We start from the raw sequence: 16,952 nt of genomic DNA on the forward strand, positions 1-16,952 counted from the left end.
GGCGTCACGACGCCGGGTTCGGTCGCGGCCAATGGGTCGGCTTCGCTGACCGCAGCCACGACCATCACCGGCACGACGCTTGCCGCTACCACCGGTTCGGCCTCGCTCCAGGCCGCCGGCCTGATCGACTGGGCCACGCTGACCGCCGGTACCACGCTGGGGATCAATTCGACCGGAAGCAGCATCACGCTCAAGACCGCGCAGAGCGGCGGCAGCCAGACGCTGCACGCCAACCAGAATGTCACGTTCAATCAGCTGGCCGCCAACGGCATCAGCGGCGATGCCGGAAACATCAACGTCAATGCCGACAACGGCTTCATCCTGGCAGAGACTGTCGTTGCCGGCGGCGTCACGACGCCGGGTTCGGTCGCGGCCAATGGGTCGGCTTCGCTGACCGCAGCCACGACCATCACCGGCACGACGCTTGCCGCTACCACCGGTTCGGCCTCGCTCCAGGCCGCCGGCCTGATCGACTGGACCGCGCTGACGGCAGGTACGACGCTGGGGGTCAATTCGACCGGCAGCAGCATCGCGCTCAAGACCGCGCAGAGCGGCGGCAGCCAGACGCTGCACGCCAGGCAGAACGTGACGTTCGACCAGCTCACGACCAGCGGGATCACGGGCGACGCAGGTAACGTCAACATCAACGCCGATACCGGCAAACTCGCCGGCGGCTCGATCAATGCCCATGGTTCCGCCAGGCTGATCGCGGCGACCACCAATACCGGCGCCAACCTCACCACCGTCACCGGCGGCGCGTTGCTGCAGGGAACGCTGATCGACTGGGCCAACCTCCAGCTGGCCGGCGCACTCGGTATTACGGCGACGACGGGCGGGATCACCCTCGGGACGGCGATCAGCGGCGGCACCCAGACCTTGCAGGCACATGGCGACATCGTCTTCAAGCAGCTGACCGCCAACGGCATCCCCGGCGACGCCGGTGACGTCAATCTGCGCTCCGACTTCGGCTCAATCCTGGGCGGATCGGTCTATGCCAATGGCGACACCCATTTCGATACGGCGGGTTCGATCAGGCTCGATCAGATCAGGGGCAATACGGTCGCGCTGTCCGCTCCCGGCGACCTCACCATCAAATGGGTTGGCGTCGTCAAGCAACTGGATCTCGCCGCCAACACCATCAACGTCGTCGGCGGGCAAATTCCATCGACGCCGTCGATCCCGCTGATCATGAACGTCACCGGTTACAAGGGCGGTGTCGCGACCTCGGCCAATCTCAACATCGATCCGGATACGATCATCGTGAACCAGTTCAGGGTCGTTGACGCGAACTTCGTCACCGACGCGCCGAACGTCACGATCGTCAACGGCTTCGTGCCCGGCCAGCTGATGCTGACGACGCTGACCCAACGGATATTGCTGGATAACCGTTCGCCGTCGCCGTCGAACTGGGCGACGCTGCAGCTCTACCAGCCGAGCGGCGTGTTCACGATGAGCCACAACGGCAACGCCAACGTCACCGACAGCTACGTCGTCCTCTACAATGGCGACATCTCGGCGACCGTGACCAACTACGTGGGTTCTCACACCTGCTGCAGCAACTTCACCGGCTCGATGGCGATCCGCAACATCGCGAACGACACCGAGGGCACGGAAACGCTCACCACCTGGCTGGCGCAAAAGAGCGGAGCCGAAACGTTCTATCTGCTTGGTCTTGCCGGAAACGCGCGACTGGAGGCGCTGCTCACCCCGAAGCCGGTTGAGGTGATCGGATCGGGACCGGCCGTGAATATTGAGGGGCTTACGGAAGCCAGGAAGCTTCGGCAGCTCCATCGTGAAGGCCGCAAGAATAGCCGTCCGGGCTGGAACAGCACCGGGCTTGATGGACGCGCAAAAGGGAATGCTAATCGGTTCGCGGATGCCAGGGAGAATGGCAATCCGGTAGTTCAGTTCTAAGGCGACAGGTTTTCAATGCGTAGGCAGGCAATAGCATTGGGCGTCGGACTTGCACTGTTGTGCAGTGCATCCGCGCGCGCGCAGCTCGCCCCGCAGGTCAACCCCGGCGCCATCCAGACTGACATCGACCGCCAGCGGCAGCAACTCGAGCGGCAGAGCCAACCACCCAAGCTCCAGGGCCCGGGCGTGGTCGGCGGCGAGCGGGAAAAGACCCAAACCCTGAAACCAGGTGGTCCAAAATTCCTGCTGCGCAAGCTTGAATTCGATTCATCCAAGTTCATTACGCCCGAAGAGCTCAACGAGATTGCGAAGAAATATATCGGCAAGGACGCCGATATCGCGACACTTCAGCAGGTCGTAGCCGACATCAACGCGGTCTACGCCGAACGCGGGATCGTCACGGGGATCGCGACGCTGCCGGATCAGGATGCCAAGGGCGGGATCGTTCGCATCAAGCTGACGGAAGGTCGTCTGCAAAAGACCACCATCGAGGGCAACAAGCAGACGTCGACATCCTATATCCTGCCGCGCGTCCAGGCGCCGGAAGGTGAAGTCCTCGATGTGCCGAAGCTCAACCGCGATGTGATCTGGTTCAATCGAACCAACGACGTGCAGATCAAGGCGTTGTTGCAGCCGGGGACCAGCTTCGGCCTGACCGACCTGCAATTCGCCGTTATCGAACCACCCACCGATACGCTGCAATTATTTGTCGACAATCAGGGTGTCCAGAACACCGGCCGGTTCGAAGGCGGCGCGTTTTACCGGCGTCACGGCCTGTTCGGCGTGGATGATCGCCTGACCTTCTATGGGGTGAGGTCGGACGGCAACCTCAACGGCAACGTCGCCTATAACATTCCGGTAAACCCGTGGGGCGGCCGCGTCGGCGTGAGCTACACGCAAGGGAAGATCAAGATCATCGACGGACCGTTCGTCGCGCTCGACGTAACCGGGCGATCGACCCAGGCCTCCATCAATTTCAGCCAGCCGGCCTGGGTTACACAAAACTGGCTGCTGCTGCTCAATGCGGCGCAGACCGACGGCAATACGGTAAGCCGGTTTAGCACCGTTGCGGTCACCAGCGACCGCTATCAGCGAACCACGGGTGGGTTTTCGTTGACCAATTCCGGCAACAATTATTCCATCACCGTCTCGCCGTCGATGAACTACATCGAATGGCACGATTACATTCTGAACGGCAACCGAACCTTCAATACCTATACCGGCAGTGCGATAGCGACGGGGATGGGGCCTGCCAATTTCAGCGCCAATCTGCTGGGCAGCTGGCAATATTCGCCGACGAAGCTGTTGCCGGGCGACCAGATCTTTTCGATCGGCGGCCCGACCACCGTGCGCGGCTATCCCACCAATGCGGTGGCCGGCGACAGCGGCTACTACGTCAACGCCGAACTGCACTACAACTGGTCGGCCATTCTCAAGGGCCTGGACACGTATGTGTTCACCGATTGGGGCGCAGTGTTCTCCACGTTCCCCGGCATCGTGGAATTGAGTTCGATCGGGGTGGGTTTCTCGTGGACGATGGCGCCGTCGCTGACCTTCGAGGGCAGTTATGCAACGCCGCTGAAACTGGCGACTTCCACCCAGCGGCACTACGAATACTATGGCCGGTTCATCTTCCGGCCCTTGCTGATGTTCCCAAAGCAAAATACGCCCGGATAGACCGGCGATCGGGATTCCAGCGAGCCGCGCCGCTCCGGGCCAGTGTTCCGTCATCTGAAGTGACCGCGTTGCCATTCTCGACGCGCGTCCCGGAAATGCTATGCAGGGCACGTGAGCAATTTCTGCGGAGTTCGTAAGATGCCCAACCCATCACGGCGCGTCGCCGTCGTCGGCCTTGGTCCGATCGGGCGGAAGGTCGTGGAAGCCCTGGATCAAGGCATCGACGGCCTGGTCCTCGCGGCAGTATCGGTACAGGACCCGGCCAAGCATGGCGATTTTCTCGCCAAATTGAAGCGTTCGCCCGCCGTCCTGCCAATCGACGATCTCTGCGCGGCGGCCGATATCGTGATCGAGTGCGCACCCAGCAAGCTCGTTCGATCGATTGTCATCCCGTTCGTGAGCCGCGGTAAAACTGCGATCGTCCTGAGCGTGGGCGCGCTTCTCGAGAACGAGGATCTCATTGCGCTGGCCAGGCAAAACGGCGGCCAGATCGTCGTGCCGACCGGTGCGCTGATCGGTCTCGACGCGGTCACCGCCGCGGCGGAAGGCAAGATCCAGTCGGTCAGAATGGTGACGCGAAAGCCGCTCAACGGCCTCGCCGGGGCTCCCTATCTGGTCGAAAACAACATCGACATTGCCGGCATCACCGAGCCCTTGAAGATTTTCGAGGGCACCGCCCGTGATGCGGCCAAGGGCTTTCCGGCGAATCTCAATGTTGCCGTGGCGCTTTCGCTGGCGGGCCTTGGGCCCGACCAGACCACGCTGCAGATCTGGGCCGATCCAACGGTGACCCGCAACGTGCACCGCGTCGAAGTGGAATCGGATTCCGCGCGCTTTTCGATGACGATAGAGAACATTCCCTCGGAAAACCCCAAGACCGGCCGCATCACGGCACTTTCGGTCATTGCATACTTGCGCAAGCAAGGTTCAGCCCTGCGCGTCGGAACCTGAGGATCAGGCGGTGAGGGGAGGCCTCACTTCGTCAACGACATCCAGCGCTCCGTGGCGCCGATCGCCGCCGACCAAAGCTGGTCCGCAGGCTGACCGCGGTGCAGCGCTTTGCCGACCTCGCAAATCGCCATGAATGCACCAGAGCGCGCCTCTTCGACCTCCAGCGGTTGCTCGCCGCTTCCCTGAACCAGGCCGACCAGTCCGTTCAGTATCGGCAAGGCCAACTGCGCCGCCTGATCTTCGGCGGCCTTCAAGGCGTCCAGTACGCGCGTCGCTTTCTCGAAATCACGCATCGCCACCACTTGCCAAAGCCCGAGGGATGAAAAGCCCAGGATAACATTTTGGCGGAAGGGGTGGGATTCGAACCCACGGTACCCTTGCAGGCACGCCGGTTTTCAAGACCGGTGCCTTAAACCACTCGGCCACCCTTCCGTTGCTGCGGTATCAAGCACTTAGGGGGCAGGAGATCAAGAACGGTCTGTGAACAAGTCTTTCTGGGCCAATTTGGGGGCCAATCTCAGCGCCGATCGAGGAAACGGGCCGCAAACTTCCCGATGGCATCCGCCAGATTGGCGTCGGCCGCCTTGCTCCTTTTGCGCTTGGCGTAGCTCCGGAGGACAACCGCCGGATCGTCGCCGATGCGCAGCGCCACGGTGTGGACCGGGATGCCAGCGTCGAGGAGGGCGGTGGTATCGATGCCCGAAAGTCGTGGAAGCGGGTGCTAGCGAAACCGATGACCCCGGTGCGGCGGGCAACCTTTGACCGAACAGGTCGACCGGTTGTCGCGCCTCACCTCGGCCGACTGGCAACCCCTCAAGGTCGAACAGACGTCACGGCACGTGCGCGTTATGGCGCTCGACCTGCCGACGTCATGGACGATGGCGACGACGAGCGCCGACGAATTCACCAGCCGCATGTTCGAGGCCGTCAACGCGATTCTGCTCGACATGCTCGGCGCTTGCGCCCGCAAGGACTACGATGATCGCCGCCGGCGACAGGCGCAGGGTCAAGCCAAGACGAAGGCCGACGGTCGTTACAAGGGCAGGCTGGAGGACACCAAGCGCAACGAAGACATCGCCGCCATGCTCACCGCCGGGCAGTCCTGGAGTATGATCCAGCGCGCCTCCAGATGCAGCCGCGCGACGATCGCGAAGATCAAGAAGCGTCTGCAGCCCGTCGCGGCCTGACGGCCGCCGGGCGGCTCAATGCAGGAGAGGGACCACCCCCACCGGGGACCTTCCACCGAGGTCGGGCGTTTTTATTCTCATCCGTTTCACGCTCATCCACGTAAAAACCTCCAAAAAGAATCCGGAGAATTTTTCTGGACCAAGCTGTGAGCGTCCCGCCTTTCGAAAATATGTTAATGAGCTGGGTCGCTTCGGCCCTGAATTCGAAACTGGCTAAACATGCTTGATGTCTATCGGTTCGTGTTGGCGCTCCTTGTCGTACAGGGCCATCTGCTCGCCTGGGGCGCGCCGTGGTTAGCTTGGCAAGCGGTGTTTTCGTTCTACGTTCTCAGCGGCTTCCTGATGTCTCTCGTTACTACACTTCTGCATCGACCGGCCCATCCAAAAACTGCGATCTCACGTTAAGCGACACCGCCCAATTCCGCAAAAGCAAACCACGCTCGTCGCCCCTAGATAGGGCCTACGATGCTCAGCTCGCTGATGAAAACGCCGGTCTAGCAAATCGACGGCAAGTCTCTAAGACGGAAATCGTCCGTGCCTTCCCAGCTCAGCCAAGTTTCGATGGCCCTGCGGGCGATCTTGTCCGTCGATTGAGGGAAGTTGATGTCAACGTTCGCTTCCTTCTTGTGGTCAAGATCAATGTGGGATGATTGAATAATCTCGCGGCCTGCGGAGCTCCAAAAATGCGTATGATGAATTGCGCGTGAAGCCGGCCGGTGACGGGGCTCTCAAGCCGCAGCCGCAACGTGCTGCTCGGGCTTGACCAAGAAAGCTCACCGAAGCCGACAGGCTCTCTGCTCTCCGAGATTTGGCTAGGCGCTCTCAACACGCAGACGGGCTCTGACTTCGTCTCATCAGGTGCAGCTCGATTTCAACTCCCCAATTGAGAGTTTCGCGATACCTGAAGGGGTACGATGCGCCTGTATTTTCGTCGCGGTCGCTCGACTCGCTGCCTGTGAAGCCGATCGGGCGGGTTCATCTCTCATCAACGTCACGCGGACAATTGCTCTGATCGACCTGCTGGTGGCGCGGCGCATCTACACCCTGTTCTTGTCTACCAATCAGGTTTTCGACGGCGATACTCCCCATGTCGCCGCAGACGCACCGATGTCGCCTGTCAGCGAATATGGTCGACAGAAGGCTGAAACAGAAAGTTTGCTGCATAAGCGCATGGCCGACGGTGCACCAATCGGGGTACTTCGTCTTGCCAAGGTGGTTTCGCCCGGAATGACGTTGCTGTCCACATGGACGCAGGAGCTAGCGCGTGGACGTGCGATTCGTGCCTTCAGCGACATGACAATGGCACCCACACCGGTAGATCTGGTGGCGATATCGATCGCTCGAATGATGGAGGAACGCTTGTCGGTCATCGCCTAGCTCACCGGGCCACGAGATGTCACTTACGTTGATACAGCGCGCTTTCTCGCAAAGAAGAACGGCGTCGATCCGCGACTGGTAGAGGCGGTTAGTGCGCTCGAAAGCGGCATGCCCAGAGGCGCAACCCCAGGCAACACCACGCTCGACAGTTCCTTAATCACAAAGCGATATGGTATTATTGTTCCTGATGCGCTCGATGTGATCGACAAACTCTGATGATGTCTCTCGTCTATGGAATCCGTAGTTGCCTGCCTCTCAATTTTGATCCCCAGAAAGCGAAGCCGGCAGCACCCTTGCGGCCGAGACGATGAAAGAATGTTCTGAAGGACGAAACATGGAATTCGTAGCTGAGCTTTGGCGATTTATGCGGTTCCGAAAGAAGTTTTGGCTGTTGCCGATCCTGATCATGATGGTCGTGCTTGGCGGACTTGTGGTGCTGACGAAAGGCTCCGCGATCGCGCCTTTTATTTATACTCTCTTCTAGATGGCGCATCTGTATCCTTGGGATTTTCACAAGCGGCCTTAGACAAGTTTTTCATTGGACTCTGCGGCCCGCCAGAGGCTGAGGGCAGGGTAGGATTCCCAAATCGGGGCGGCAGACGCCCAGGCTGCGCGCCTGGGTGCTGCGGCCCTGGGTACGATCAAAGCGGCTATTGGACAGTCAATGAATACGTGACGAGTACCGCGGCTGCCGTAAACGAGCAGAGCGCGGTGACAGGCGACATGCCGGCCAATATGCAGCGCGCGGCAGCGGCGTTGGCTTGAACGAAAGGATCGGCCATCGATTCCTGGTTTCCGATGATCGACCGGGCGTGAGTTGCTGCCAACGCCGCTCGCTCGCCGTCTCAATACTTGGCGACGACCGGACCGCTGCCGAACTTGTAGTTTACACCGACGCGTCCGACGTGATCGCGCAGGTCTGTGACCAGCGTGAGCGGTCCGAATCCAGGTTGGGTTACCGCGTAGGTGGCGCTGCCGAGATCGACGTAGAGATACTCGGCCTTGGCACTCCAGTTGCCGCCGAGCGCGGCCTCAATGCCGCCGCCGATGGTCCAGCCGGCTTTGCTGTCGCTGAAGTGCGTGGTCTGGTTCAGGGGCGGAACCTGCTGATTGATGGTGGTCTTGATCTCACCGAACGCAGCACCGCCTGTGACGTAGAACAGCGCGGGTCCGGCGGCATAGCCCAGCCGTCCGCGCGCCGTTGCGAGCCACGACAGCTCCTGGGTGAAATTCTGCGTCAGGGTGCCCAGCGTCGGCTGGCATAGTCTGCAGATCGTGTCCTTCTGGCCGCTCCACTGAAAGTCGCCTTCCAGACCCAGCACGACATTGCTGACCTGCCAATTGTAGCCAACCTGCGCGCCACCGACGACGCCGTCGGGCGCGATGGTGAGCTGATCATTGGGCAGTACAAAGGTCTGGACGCCAGCATTGCGGGCGACGCCATAGCCGACATTGCCGCCGACGTAAGCGCCGGTCCAATTGTAGGCGAGCAGAACGGGAGCTTTGGCGAACATAGGCGCAGCTGCCGGGGCCGGCGGGGCGCCAAATCTATAGTTCACGCCGACGCGTCCGACATGGTTGCGCACATCGCTGGTGGCGACTTGCGTACCACCGCCGAAGGCGAGAGGGATGATCTGCGTGTTCGAAACACTGCCGAGATCGACATAGAGATATTCGACCTTGGCTGTCCAGTTGCCGGCGAGCGCTGCCTCGACGCCGCCGCCGGCGGTCCATCCCGTCTTGCTATTGGTTGCGGTCGCCGACGGCGCTCCGAAGCAGCAATCCAGGGTCTGTCGGATTTCCCCATAAGCCGCGCCGCCGGTGGCGTAGAACAGGGCCGGTCCGGCCGCATATCCCAACCGCCCGCGCACGGTTCCGAACCACGGCATCTCCTGGGCGACACCACGACCAATAACGCCAGGAGGGAAACTGATGCAGTTAAAGCAATACGAATCCCGTTGGTCCGTCCACTGCCAGTCGGCTTCGGCGCCGAGCACCCAATTGCCTACTTGCCAATTATATCCGATCTGTAGGCCACCGAGCACACCGCGCGGGGCGAGTGTTACCCTGTCGGTCGGAGGTGCGCCGAAGAACGGTTCGCTGGAATTGTGTCCGACTCCATATCCGAAATTGCCGCCAACATAGAAACCCGTCCAGCTATAGACGGATGCGGCCATCGGAGCCTTTGCCGGCCTGGCGGGAATATCCGCCGCTTGAGCGGTTACGACCGTAGCGATTGCGATCGCCATACCAAGCAGCACACGCTTCATTCCCAGCATCCTTTAATCGTATGACCCGATTCACTCTATCAAATCGGGCGGACGCATGTGTGATCGCGCTGCAACACCTGAGCGGGAATCAATATTACTGTGGCGATCGTTGGGTGAATCACTCGTCTGCGCGCAGGCGGGCCTACTGTCCGTCACCGACCCTGATCACCGCCAGCCCCGGGGGTACTCCGAACTAGTTCGAAAGGGTCAAGCGACTTGCGGTAACAATGCCCCGCGTTTTTTTCCCACTTGCCCGCCGAGAATGGCGGGGCTTCTTCGTCGGCGCAAATTCGGATGCCGCGTTATCGTTCCCGAGGAGCGCCGGTGTGCCGATGATTCTGACGGGCGACCCCGCCTATGTGCCGAGTGCGCCTATGAACAGCGCAAGCAAACCCGTTGACCCGACAACGGATGCCCAGAACAGCCAATCGAAACGTGGGCGCTTAAAAGGAAGTCTCGGCGGGTCGAATTTGGACATGTGTCGCGTCCCTTGAAGCCGGGAGCACAACACTCTCATATTACCCGTGGTCCGGTCGATGACGCCCCTTGGGTAACTCCAAATCCCCGGCTCCCGATACAGCGGCCGTTCCAGAAGGTGTGAGGTTTGCTAACACTTTTGCAAACCAGCTGCTTGGGACGGAGTGGAACGAGATAGGACCAGAGAATCAACTCGGCTGTGAAAACCCTGGTATTTACGGGCTCTTTGGCACTAGGCGCGATCGACTGGTACTCTATAGTCACCTGGCTCATTATCGCTCTGGCCCGTCGCCGCCGCGAGCGACATTCGTTTCCATCGATTGAAGATCTGCGAGACTAAGCCAGACCATTTCGCTGGATGGCGTGATTAACATGCGACGAATGATTGACGAGGTAACTCCCAATTCTTTTGCAACGCTAGCCATCGACTGTGTTGCAGAACGAGACTCGGTCCCTTTATCGGCGGCGCCATGCACTCCGATGCGGGCGCGATGGTTTGCGGTTTTTGTTTCCCCGGCCGCAAAAATGAGAAAGCACGCCGATGCGCAAGTTGCGTCCCGCCCTACATTCGTTGAGATTTTTGCAGACTTGACCACGGCTGCCAGCAGCACACCTTCTCGCAAGTTGCCGCCATCAGAGTGCAACCGCAGCGAGGTCACCAGTTTACCCGCGTCATTCGCCGCTTTGATGCGCGCTTGCAGTAAGTCAGCATCGCCAGGCGCAATATTGCCGGAGATGGAAATTTCGACGTGATCGTCTTTGAGATTAAGGGACTTTATCTCGGCAGCGGCTGCGACCGACGCGCTCAGTGCGAATAGTCCCGCATTAACGAGCCCGTAAACCGCAATTCCCAACTTTTCCGCTCGCAGAAAAGCGAGTCACTCATTTTATTCCTTTCGCCTTCAGGCCCGGTACTCCCCGTTGTGCGCCGCACGCTGCCTAACTCGCAGGGAAATCCACCGGAAGGACCACGCATAGCCCTCGGCCGATTGGCCTCAGGTGGCCTTTTTCAATCGCCCGGCGCGACGCCCTACGTCCAGAGGTGGGACGAGGCCCCCCTCCCAGGACTAGCTGAAGGCGAGAACGAGCCAACCTGAGCACAACAGCACAAGGGCGGTGACGATTAGCGCAAGGAACCCGTCAGACACGAAGTCATGATTACTCATGGTACACCTCCTGCCGCTAACTGGAGGCTGGCCCGCATTTATTAAAAATTTCGGAATCGGCTTAAGGAAGTCACCGCCTACGAACAAGTGGTGAACGGGCTTGCTGCCATTTTGCTAGGGGCGTGCCGCCGGGGAAAGCGTCAATTCGCGCGGTGACGGTGCCATCCCGCCCAGCAATGCGGAAGGCTTGCGGTCTAGCCGAGCGCGAAAGCCAGCAAGCTTGAGCACAGCAGCACCAGGCTGGCCGTGGTCAGTGCGAGGAATCCGTTAGAGACCAAATCGTGGTTGCGCATGATACACCTGCCACTCTGGATGCTCGTCCGAATTGATTAAAGCTTTCCGAATCTCCCGCCTCGAAAGAGGTGATGCGTCTTTCTGCTTGGGGCTCAGCCTCAAGCAGGGCCTGAAACTCAGGCCCGGGATCGATAGCCTTCGAATGCATGAGCCAGGAAAATCGCCGCGCTCACCAGGCCCATAATCGCTGTAACCGTCTCAATCATCGCACAAATCCTTTGCGCCCCTGCACGCACAGAACGACTGCGCCGTTGCACAGTCAAAAAGATTCCGTGGCCAAAACGAAAGTCCGGGCCGAGTGATGATTTGCTGCAACAGATTGTCTGAAAGCGGGACAGGGCAGGGATGGTTTATGGGCGATCGTCACAATGAAGCCCGTAAATCGCCGGGGGACCGAGGCAATCCCGAGGCGACGGTGGATAGCAACCATTGATTCACCACGGCGGCGCGCACCGCATTTCCGCCGTGTTCGGGTTGCGATATCTTTACGACTTGGTGCGGAGGTGGGCCGTATCAAGGAATCAGGCCATGCAGCCTCTACGTAGGCATGCGGCCGCGAGAATGGTATTTGGGGCAAATGGGGATTCGACGGTCGAAATCGATGGTCCGGGTGGCGCGTGGTGCTGCTGCCGTGGCCGCCTGTCTCCTGCTTGCCAATTGCGCCTCGTCGGGCAAGTTCGCGAGCCGCGTCGATCCCAAATACGGAGTTTCCTCAAGCCCCCGGGTGGTGGCGATGGGTGAACCCGTGCCGAAGGGCGGCGGCACCTACCGGATCGGCAAGCCCTACACCGTGGCCGGCCGGGTCTACGTGCCCGAGGAAGACCCCGACTATCGTGCGGAAGGCATGGCCTCCTGGTATGGCGACGATTTCCATGGCCGGCTGACCGCCAATGGCGAAGTATTCGACATGCTCTCGCTGACCGCAGCCCATCCAACGCTGCCGATCCCCAGCTACGCCCGCGTCACCAATTTGCGTAACGGCAAATCGCTGGTCGTCCGCGTCAATGACCGCGGCCCATACCATGGCAACCGCCTCATCGACGTCTCGAACAAGGCGGCCGAACTCCTTGATTTCAAAAGCAATGGTGTCGCCAAGGTACGTGTTGAATATGTCGGGCGGGCCCCCTTGGAGGGTTCCGACGACCGCCAGCTCATGGCGACCTTGCGGACCGGCGTTCCGGCGCCGTCACCATCCACAGTGCGGGTGGCTTCCGCCCGGCCGTTCGTTCCCGAGATGCCGTCCACCGCGGGGCGGATCCGGGGCGAGGTTCCGATGCCGGAAGGGCGGCCTTATAGCCTCGGCAACAGCTCGGCCGACTACGCCTCGATCAATGCCACCTCGGAAATATCGGCCTCCAACCGCTCGCGCGGCCGGGCGTTGGAAAATCCACGTGCGGTGTCTTACGAAAACGAGGCGGGCTATGCGGCCACGCCGCGCTCGGCCTATCTGCCGATCGATCCGCGGGGCCCGAGCGAGGTTCTGAGCGGGCGCGGGCTCTACTGATTCTTCAGGAAGGCTATCAAAGCGGCGTTGACCTCATCGGGCCGTTCCTGCTGAATCCAGTGACCGGCGCCGTCGATGATCAGCTTTTGCCGCAGGTTGGGCAGCACCCGCTCCAGTTCCGTGACGCGCTTGGCGCCGATCAGGCCGGTGATAACGGAATCTTTCGACCCCGCGACGAACAATGACGGCTGGTGGATCTGGGCGCCCTGCCAGGGGGCGGTTAGTTCCCAGTTGCGGTCGAGATTGCGGTACCAGTTCAGTCCGCCGCGGAAGCCGGATTCGCGATAGACCTTGGCAAAATAGGCGATGTCGGCCTCATCAAGCCAATCCGGCAGCTTCACGACGGGGCTGATGTTGCCGAGAAAGCCCTTACCCTCGGTGATGTAGAGCGCGGCGGGGTCGGACACCCCGCGCCCAAGCACCAGGCGCATGGTCAAGGCGACATCCCGCTCGAACTCGGCCTCGGCAACGCCGGGGGTCTGAAAGTATTGCCAATAGAAATTGGTGATCCCACCGTCGCGCAGGCTGTCCAGCGGCCGGCCGCGGCCGCGGAATGGGGGCGGTACGCTGAGGCCCGCGACTTTCGTAAAGACGTCCGGGCGGAACATCGCCGCGTGCCATGCAACCGGCGCGCCCCAATCATGGCCGACAATGACGGCCTGCTTTTCGCCCAGCGCCGACACCAGCGCGACCATGTCGCCGACATTGTCGAAGATGCTGTAAGCCCCGATTTCGGCGGGCGCGCTGCTGCGGCCAAAGCCGCGCATGTCCGGCGCCACGACATGGAAACCGGCTGCCGCGATCGCAGGGATCTGGTGCCGCCACGAATAGGAAAGTTCCGGCCAGCCGTGACAGAGCAGCACCAGCGGACCCTGACCTTGCTCGAGCACAAATAACTCGATCCCGCCTGCGGAAATGGTGCGTGAGGATGGCATCGCGTTTCCGCCCTGTTTTTCGTATCTTGTCGGGAAATTGCAGCGCTTGGGAAGGATACGGTCGTTCGGTCGGCGCCGCAATTGGATCGGCTGATCCACAAGTCCAAAAACCTGTGTTGTTTGCGATACTTCCAACTGTTAGAACGCCGGGATTCAGGACATCGCCAATGGCTGCCGACAGACCCGTTTCCCGCAAATCTGACGCCGCGGCCGCACGTCCGTGGCGGGGCCTGATCGCGGCCACGCTGGCACTGGCCGTCGGATGGGGCGGGATCGTCTACGCCGCCAACAACAGCGTGCAGGGCGCCAAGAAGGAAGCGGAGGGTGGCTTTGACGGCGACGCGCCGACCGCGATCCTGATCGAAGGCACCAGCGGCAGCGTGCTGTTCGAGAAGAATGCCGACGAGTTGCGGGCGCCGTCGAGCATGATGAAGCTGATGACGGCCGAGGTGGTGTTCAACGCCGTCAAGACCGGCAAGGTCAAATTGACCGACGAATACCGCATCAGCGAAAACGCCTGGCGCAAAGGCGGCGCGCCGGCGGGCGGCTCGACCATGTTTGCCATCCTCAACAGCAAGGTTTCGGTCGACGACCTCCTGAAGGGCGCGATCATCCAGAGCGGCAACGACTCCTGCATCGCGCTCGCCGAGGGGATGGCCGGAAACGAAAAGATCTTTGCCGCCGAATTCTTGACCAAGCGGGCGCGCGAGCTCGGCATGACCAGGTCGACCTTCGGCAATTCAAACGGGCTGCCCGATCCCGCCAACAAGATGACGGTGCGGGAACTGGCCAACCTCTCGCGTCATATCATCCTGACCTATCCGGACATGTACAAGCTGTTCGCGGAGAGGGAATTCATCTGGAACAAGATCCGGCAACAGAACCGCAATCCGCTGTTGAACTCGCTTAACGGTGCCGACGGGCTGAAGACCGGTTACACCAAGGACGGCGGCTACGGGATGGTCGGCTCCGCCGTCCAGAACGACATCCGGCTGATTGTCGTGATCAACGGGCTTGAAGACCCCGACGATCGCGCGTCGGAAGCCAAGAAAATGCTGGAATGGGGGTTCCGCAATTTCGAGGCGCGGACGCTGTTCGCGGCCAATCAACAGGTCGGATACGCCAAGGTGTTCGGCGGTGAAAGCCGATCGGTCAAGCTGGCGAGCCGCGAGCCGATCAAGGTGATGGTGCCGAAGAACGGTAGCGAAAAACTGATCGCGCGCCTGGTCTATAACGGCCCGGTGCGGGCGCCGGTCGCCGAGGGCCAGCCGGTCGGAGTGGTGCGGGTCTGGCGCGGCGGCAATGTCGCGATGGAGGCGCCGGTCTATGCTGCGGAGGCGGTCGCGACCGGTTCGACGATGCGCCGGGCGATCGACGGCGCCAGCGAGCTTGTCATCGGCATGTTCCGCGCGAGCGCAGAGAAGCTCTGATTATGGCCGAAGCAACGGTTAGCCGGCCTTCGGGACGCGGAAAGTTCATTTCGTTCGAAGGCGGCGAGGGCTCCGGAAAGTCCACGCAGATCAAGAAACTTGCCGATCGGCTTGCAACGGCAAAACTGCGCGCGATCGTCACCCGCGAGCCCGGCGGCTCGCCTGGCGCCGAAATCATCCGTCATCTCGTGCTGTCGGGCATGGGCAAATTGCTGGGGCCGGAGGCGGAAACGCTGCTGTTCGCCGCCGCCCGCGACGACCATGTGCGCACGGTGATTCAGCCCGCGCTCAGCCAGGGGATCTGGGTGCTGTGCGACCGGTTTTCGGATTCGACGCGTGCCTATCAGGGGCGGCTGGGACAGGTCTCGCCCGCCGTGCTCAACGCCATGCAGCGGGTCACCATCGGCGACCTCAAGCCGGACCTGACCATCATCCTCGATATCCCCGTTGATGTCGGACTGAAGCGCGCCGCCGTCCGCCGCGGCACCGGCGCTCCCGACCGTTTCGAGGCGGAGGACGTCAAGTTCCATCAGGATCTGCGCGACGCTTACCAGCAGATCGCCGCCGAAGACCCGCAGCGCTGCGCGCTGATCGATGCCAATGCCGATACCGACACAGTCGCCACCCACGTCTGGAAGGCCTTGCGCGATCACCTGTTCGCTATTTCCTCGACGGCGAGTTCCGCATGAGCGCCCGCAAGGTCGAGCAGGACACCACAGTCCGGCATCCCCGCGAAACGCCTGACCTGTTTGGGCATCGCGATGCCGAGATCGCACTGCTCAACGCCTACCGCAGCGGCCGCATTCCGCATGCCTGGCTGATCGGCGGCGCGCAGGGCATCGGCAAGGCGACGCTGGCCTATCGCATGGCGCGGTTCGTGCTGACGCATCCCGACCCGCTGTCGCTATCCGTGCAACGCGCGGAGACGCTGGCGGTCGATCCCGCCGATCCCGTTGCGCGGCAGGTCACGAACGGCGCCCATGGCGGGCTGTTGGTGCTGGAGCGCAGCCTCAACGACCGCGGCGTGATGCGCACCGTCATTACCGTCGACGAGACGCGTGAGACGATCTCGTTCTTCGGCTCGACCGCGGCGGTCGACGGCTGGCGGGTCTGCATCGTCGATACCGTCGACGAGCTCAATCCCAATGCGGCAAACGCACTGCTCAAGATACTCGAGGAGCCGCCGCAGCGATCGCTGTTTCTGCTCGTCAGTCATTCGCCGGCGCGGGCGCTGCCGACCATCCTGTCCCGTTGCCGCAAATTGCCGCTGCGACCGCTGGCGACCGAAGACGTCATCCGCGCAGCCGCACAGGCTGCGAACATAATGGCCGATGATCCAGCGCTCGCGGAAGCCGCAGAGGCGGCGGAGGGGAGCGTCTCGCGCGCGGTCACGCTGCTCGGCGGCGATGCGCTCAAGCTGCAGCAACGGACCGCGGCGCTGCTGGCGACCCTGCCGCATGTTGACCCGCGCGAATTGCATGCGCTGGGTGACGCTCTGGGCGGCAGCGACCGCGTGGCCCTTGCGGCCTTCGTCGACGGCATCGATCGCTGGATCGGCGAAAAGCTGCGCGCTGGTGACGCCAACGCCAACCTGCCGCGCCTTGCACGGCTGGCGGAGGTATGGGAAAAGATCATCCGCGCCGCGCGCGATACGGAATCGTACAATCTGGAACGAAAACCGCTGGTTTTCTCGGTGTTCGGGATGCTCGCGGAAGCCACGCGGTGACTCTCCGGCGGTGACTTCTCCGTTCGATATTAATCCGGACAATC

The 16,952-nt window shown here is 61.5% G+C and carries 14 protein-coding genes, 1 tRNA gene and 1 pseudogene; 10 read left to right on the forward strand and 6 right to left on the reverse strand.

Going from position 1 to position 16,952, the window contains the following annotated elements; translation table 11 throughout:
- The 3 genes and pseudogenes from JQ600_RS31485 to JQ600_RS31495 form a co-directional block, all read left to right on the forward strand.
- A pseudogene (locus JQ600_RS31485) lies at positions 1-1,914 on the forward strand (leukotoxin LktA family filamentous adhesin); the annotation flags it as partial.
- A gap of 15 nt (positions 1,915-1,929) precedes the next feature.
- Complete coding sequence (locus JQ600_RS31490; protein ID WP_212389192.1) at positions 1,930-3,591, forward strand: ShlB/FhaC/HecB family hemolysin secretion/activation protein; 1,662 nt, start codon at positions 1,930-1,932, stop codon at positions 3,589-3,591.
- A gap of 138 nt (positions 3,592-3,729) precedes the next feature.
- Positions 3,730-4,542, forward strand: coding sequence for an aspartate dehydrogenase (locus JQ600_RS31495; protein ID WP_212389193.1), 813 nt, complete (start codon positions 3,730-3,732; stop codon positions 4,540-4,542).
- A 23-nt stretch (positions 4,543-4,565) separates the two neighbouring features.
- Here the strand turns inward: JQ600_RS31495 and JQ600_RS31500 are convergent, their stop codons facing one another.
- The 3 genes from JQ600_RS31500 to JQ600_RS37295 all read right to left on the reverse strand — a co-directional run bounded on the left by JQ600_RS31500 (position 4,566) and on the right by JQ600_RS37295 (position 5,194).
- A complete protein-coding gene (locus tag JQ600_RS31500) occupies positions 4,566-4,835 on the reverse strand; it encodes a hypothetical protein (protein WP_212389353.1) in 270 nt (89 codons plus the stop codon).
- Positions 4,836-4,884: 49 nt separating this feature from the next.
- Positions 4,885-4,974: transfer RNA gene (locus JQ600_RS31505), tRNA-Ser, on the reverse strand.
- 85 nt (positions 4,975-5,059) lie between these two features.
- Positions 5,060-5,194, reverse strand: a complete 135-nt coding sequence (locus tag JQ600_RS37295) for a hypothetical protein (RefSeq protein ID WP_283814729.1) — start codon at positions 5,192-5,194, stop codon at positions 5,060-5,062.
- A gap of 106 nt (positions 5,195-5,300) precedes the next feature.
- Here JQ600_RS37295 and JQ600_RS31510 point away from each other — a divergent pair, with 106 nt between their 5' ends.
- The 3 genes from JQ600_RS31510 (at position 5,301) to JQ600_RS31520 (ending at position 7,590) form a co-directional block, all read left to right on the forward strand.
- Positions 5,301-5,729, forward strand: coding sequence for a recombinase family protein (locus tag JQ600_RS31510; protein WP_212389194.1), 429 nt, complete (start codon positions 5,301-5,303; stop codon positions 5,727-5,729).
- Positions 5,730-6,587: 858 nt separating this feature from the next.
- Positions 6,588-7,106: a sugar nucleotide-binding protein gene (locus JQ600_RS31515; RefSeq protein WP_212490266.1), complete on the forward strand. Its 519-nt coding sequence runs from the start codon at positions 6,588-6,590 to the stop codon at positions 7,104-7,106.
- Positions 7,107-7,440: 334 nt separating this feature from the next.
- On the forward strand, positions 7,441-7,590 hold the full coding sequence (locus JQ600_RS31520) for a DUF5989 family protein (RefSeq protein ID WP_212264617.1): 150 nt from the start codon (positions 7,441-7,443) through the stop codon (positions 7,588-7,590).
- Positions 7,591-7,951: 361 nt separating this feature from the next.
- On the opposite strand, the gene JQ600_RS31525 is transcribed toward JQ600_RS31520, so the two are convergent.
- On the reverse strand, positions 7,952-9,376 hold the full coding sequence (locus JQ600_RS31525) for an outer membrane protein (protein ID WP_212389196.1): 1,425 nt from the start codon (positions 9,374-9,376) through the stop codon (positions 7,952-7,954).
- Between the two features lie 749 nt (positions 9,377-10,125).
- The gene (locus tag JQ600_RS31530) at positions 10,126-10,707 is read right to left on the reverse strand and encodes a hypothetical protein (RefSeq protein ID WP_212389197.1); all 582 of its coding nucleotides are present in this window, start codon (positions 10,705-10,707) and stop codon (positions 10,126-10,128) included.
- A gap of 1,183 nt (positions 10,708-11,890) precedes the next feature.
- Between JQ600_RS31530 and JQ600_RS31535 the strand changes: the two genes are divergently transcribed.
- A complete protein-coding gene (locus JQ600_RS31535) occupies positions 11,891-12,817 on the forward strand; it encodes a septal ring lytic transglycosylase RlpA family protein (protein WP_212389198.1) in 927 nt (308 codons plus the stop codon).
- Here JQ600_RS31535 and JQ600_RS31540 read toward each other — a convergent pair.
- Positions 12,811-13,752, reverse strand: coding sequence for an alpha/beta fold hydrolase (locus JQ600_RS31540; RefSeq protein WP_212389199.1), 942 nt, complete (start codon positions 13,750-13,752; stop codon positions 12,811-12,813). The genes JQ600_RS31535 and JQ600_RS31540 overlap by 7 nt on opposite strands.
- A gap of 167 nt (positions 13,753-13,919) precedes the next feature.
- Here JQ600_RS31540 and JQ600_RS31545 point away from each other — a divergent pair, with 167 nt between their 5' ends.
- From JQ600_RS31545 to JQ600_RS31555, 3 genes are read left to right on the forward strand one after another with little or no spacing between them, the layout of a single operon-like run.
- Positions 13,920-15,182 carry a D-alanyl-D-alanine carboxypeptidase family protein gene (locus JQ600_RS31545; protein ID WP_212389200.1) on the forward strand — a complete coding sequence of 421 codons (1,263 nt, stop codon included), beginning with the start codon at positions 13,920-13,922 and terminating at the stop codon, positions 15,180-15,182.
- Between the two features lie 2 nt (positions 15,183-15,184).
- The gene (gene tmk / locus JQ600_RS31550; protein WP_212490267.1) at positions 15,185-15,871 is read left to right on the forward strand and encodes a dTMP kinase; all 687 of its coding nucleotides are present in this window, start codon (positions 15,185-15,187) and stop codon (positions 15,869-15,871) included.
- Entirely contained in the window at positions 15,868-16,908 is a 1,041-nt protein-coding gene (locus JQ600_RS31555) for a DNA polymerase III subunit delta' (RefSeq protein WP_212389202.1), read from the forward strand. The genes tmk and JQ600_RS31555 overlap by 4 nt, the downstream gene beginning before the upstream one ends.
- Positions 16,909-16,952 lie beyond the last annotated feature (44 nt).

It is taken from the genome of Bradyrhizobium sp. AUGA SZCCT0176 (genome assembly GCF_018130145.1).
Lineage (GTDB): Bacteria > Pseudomonadota > Alphaproteobacteria > Rhizobiales > Xanthobacteraceae > Bradyrhizobium.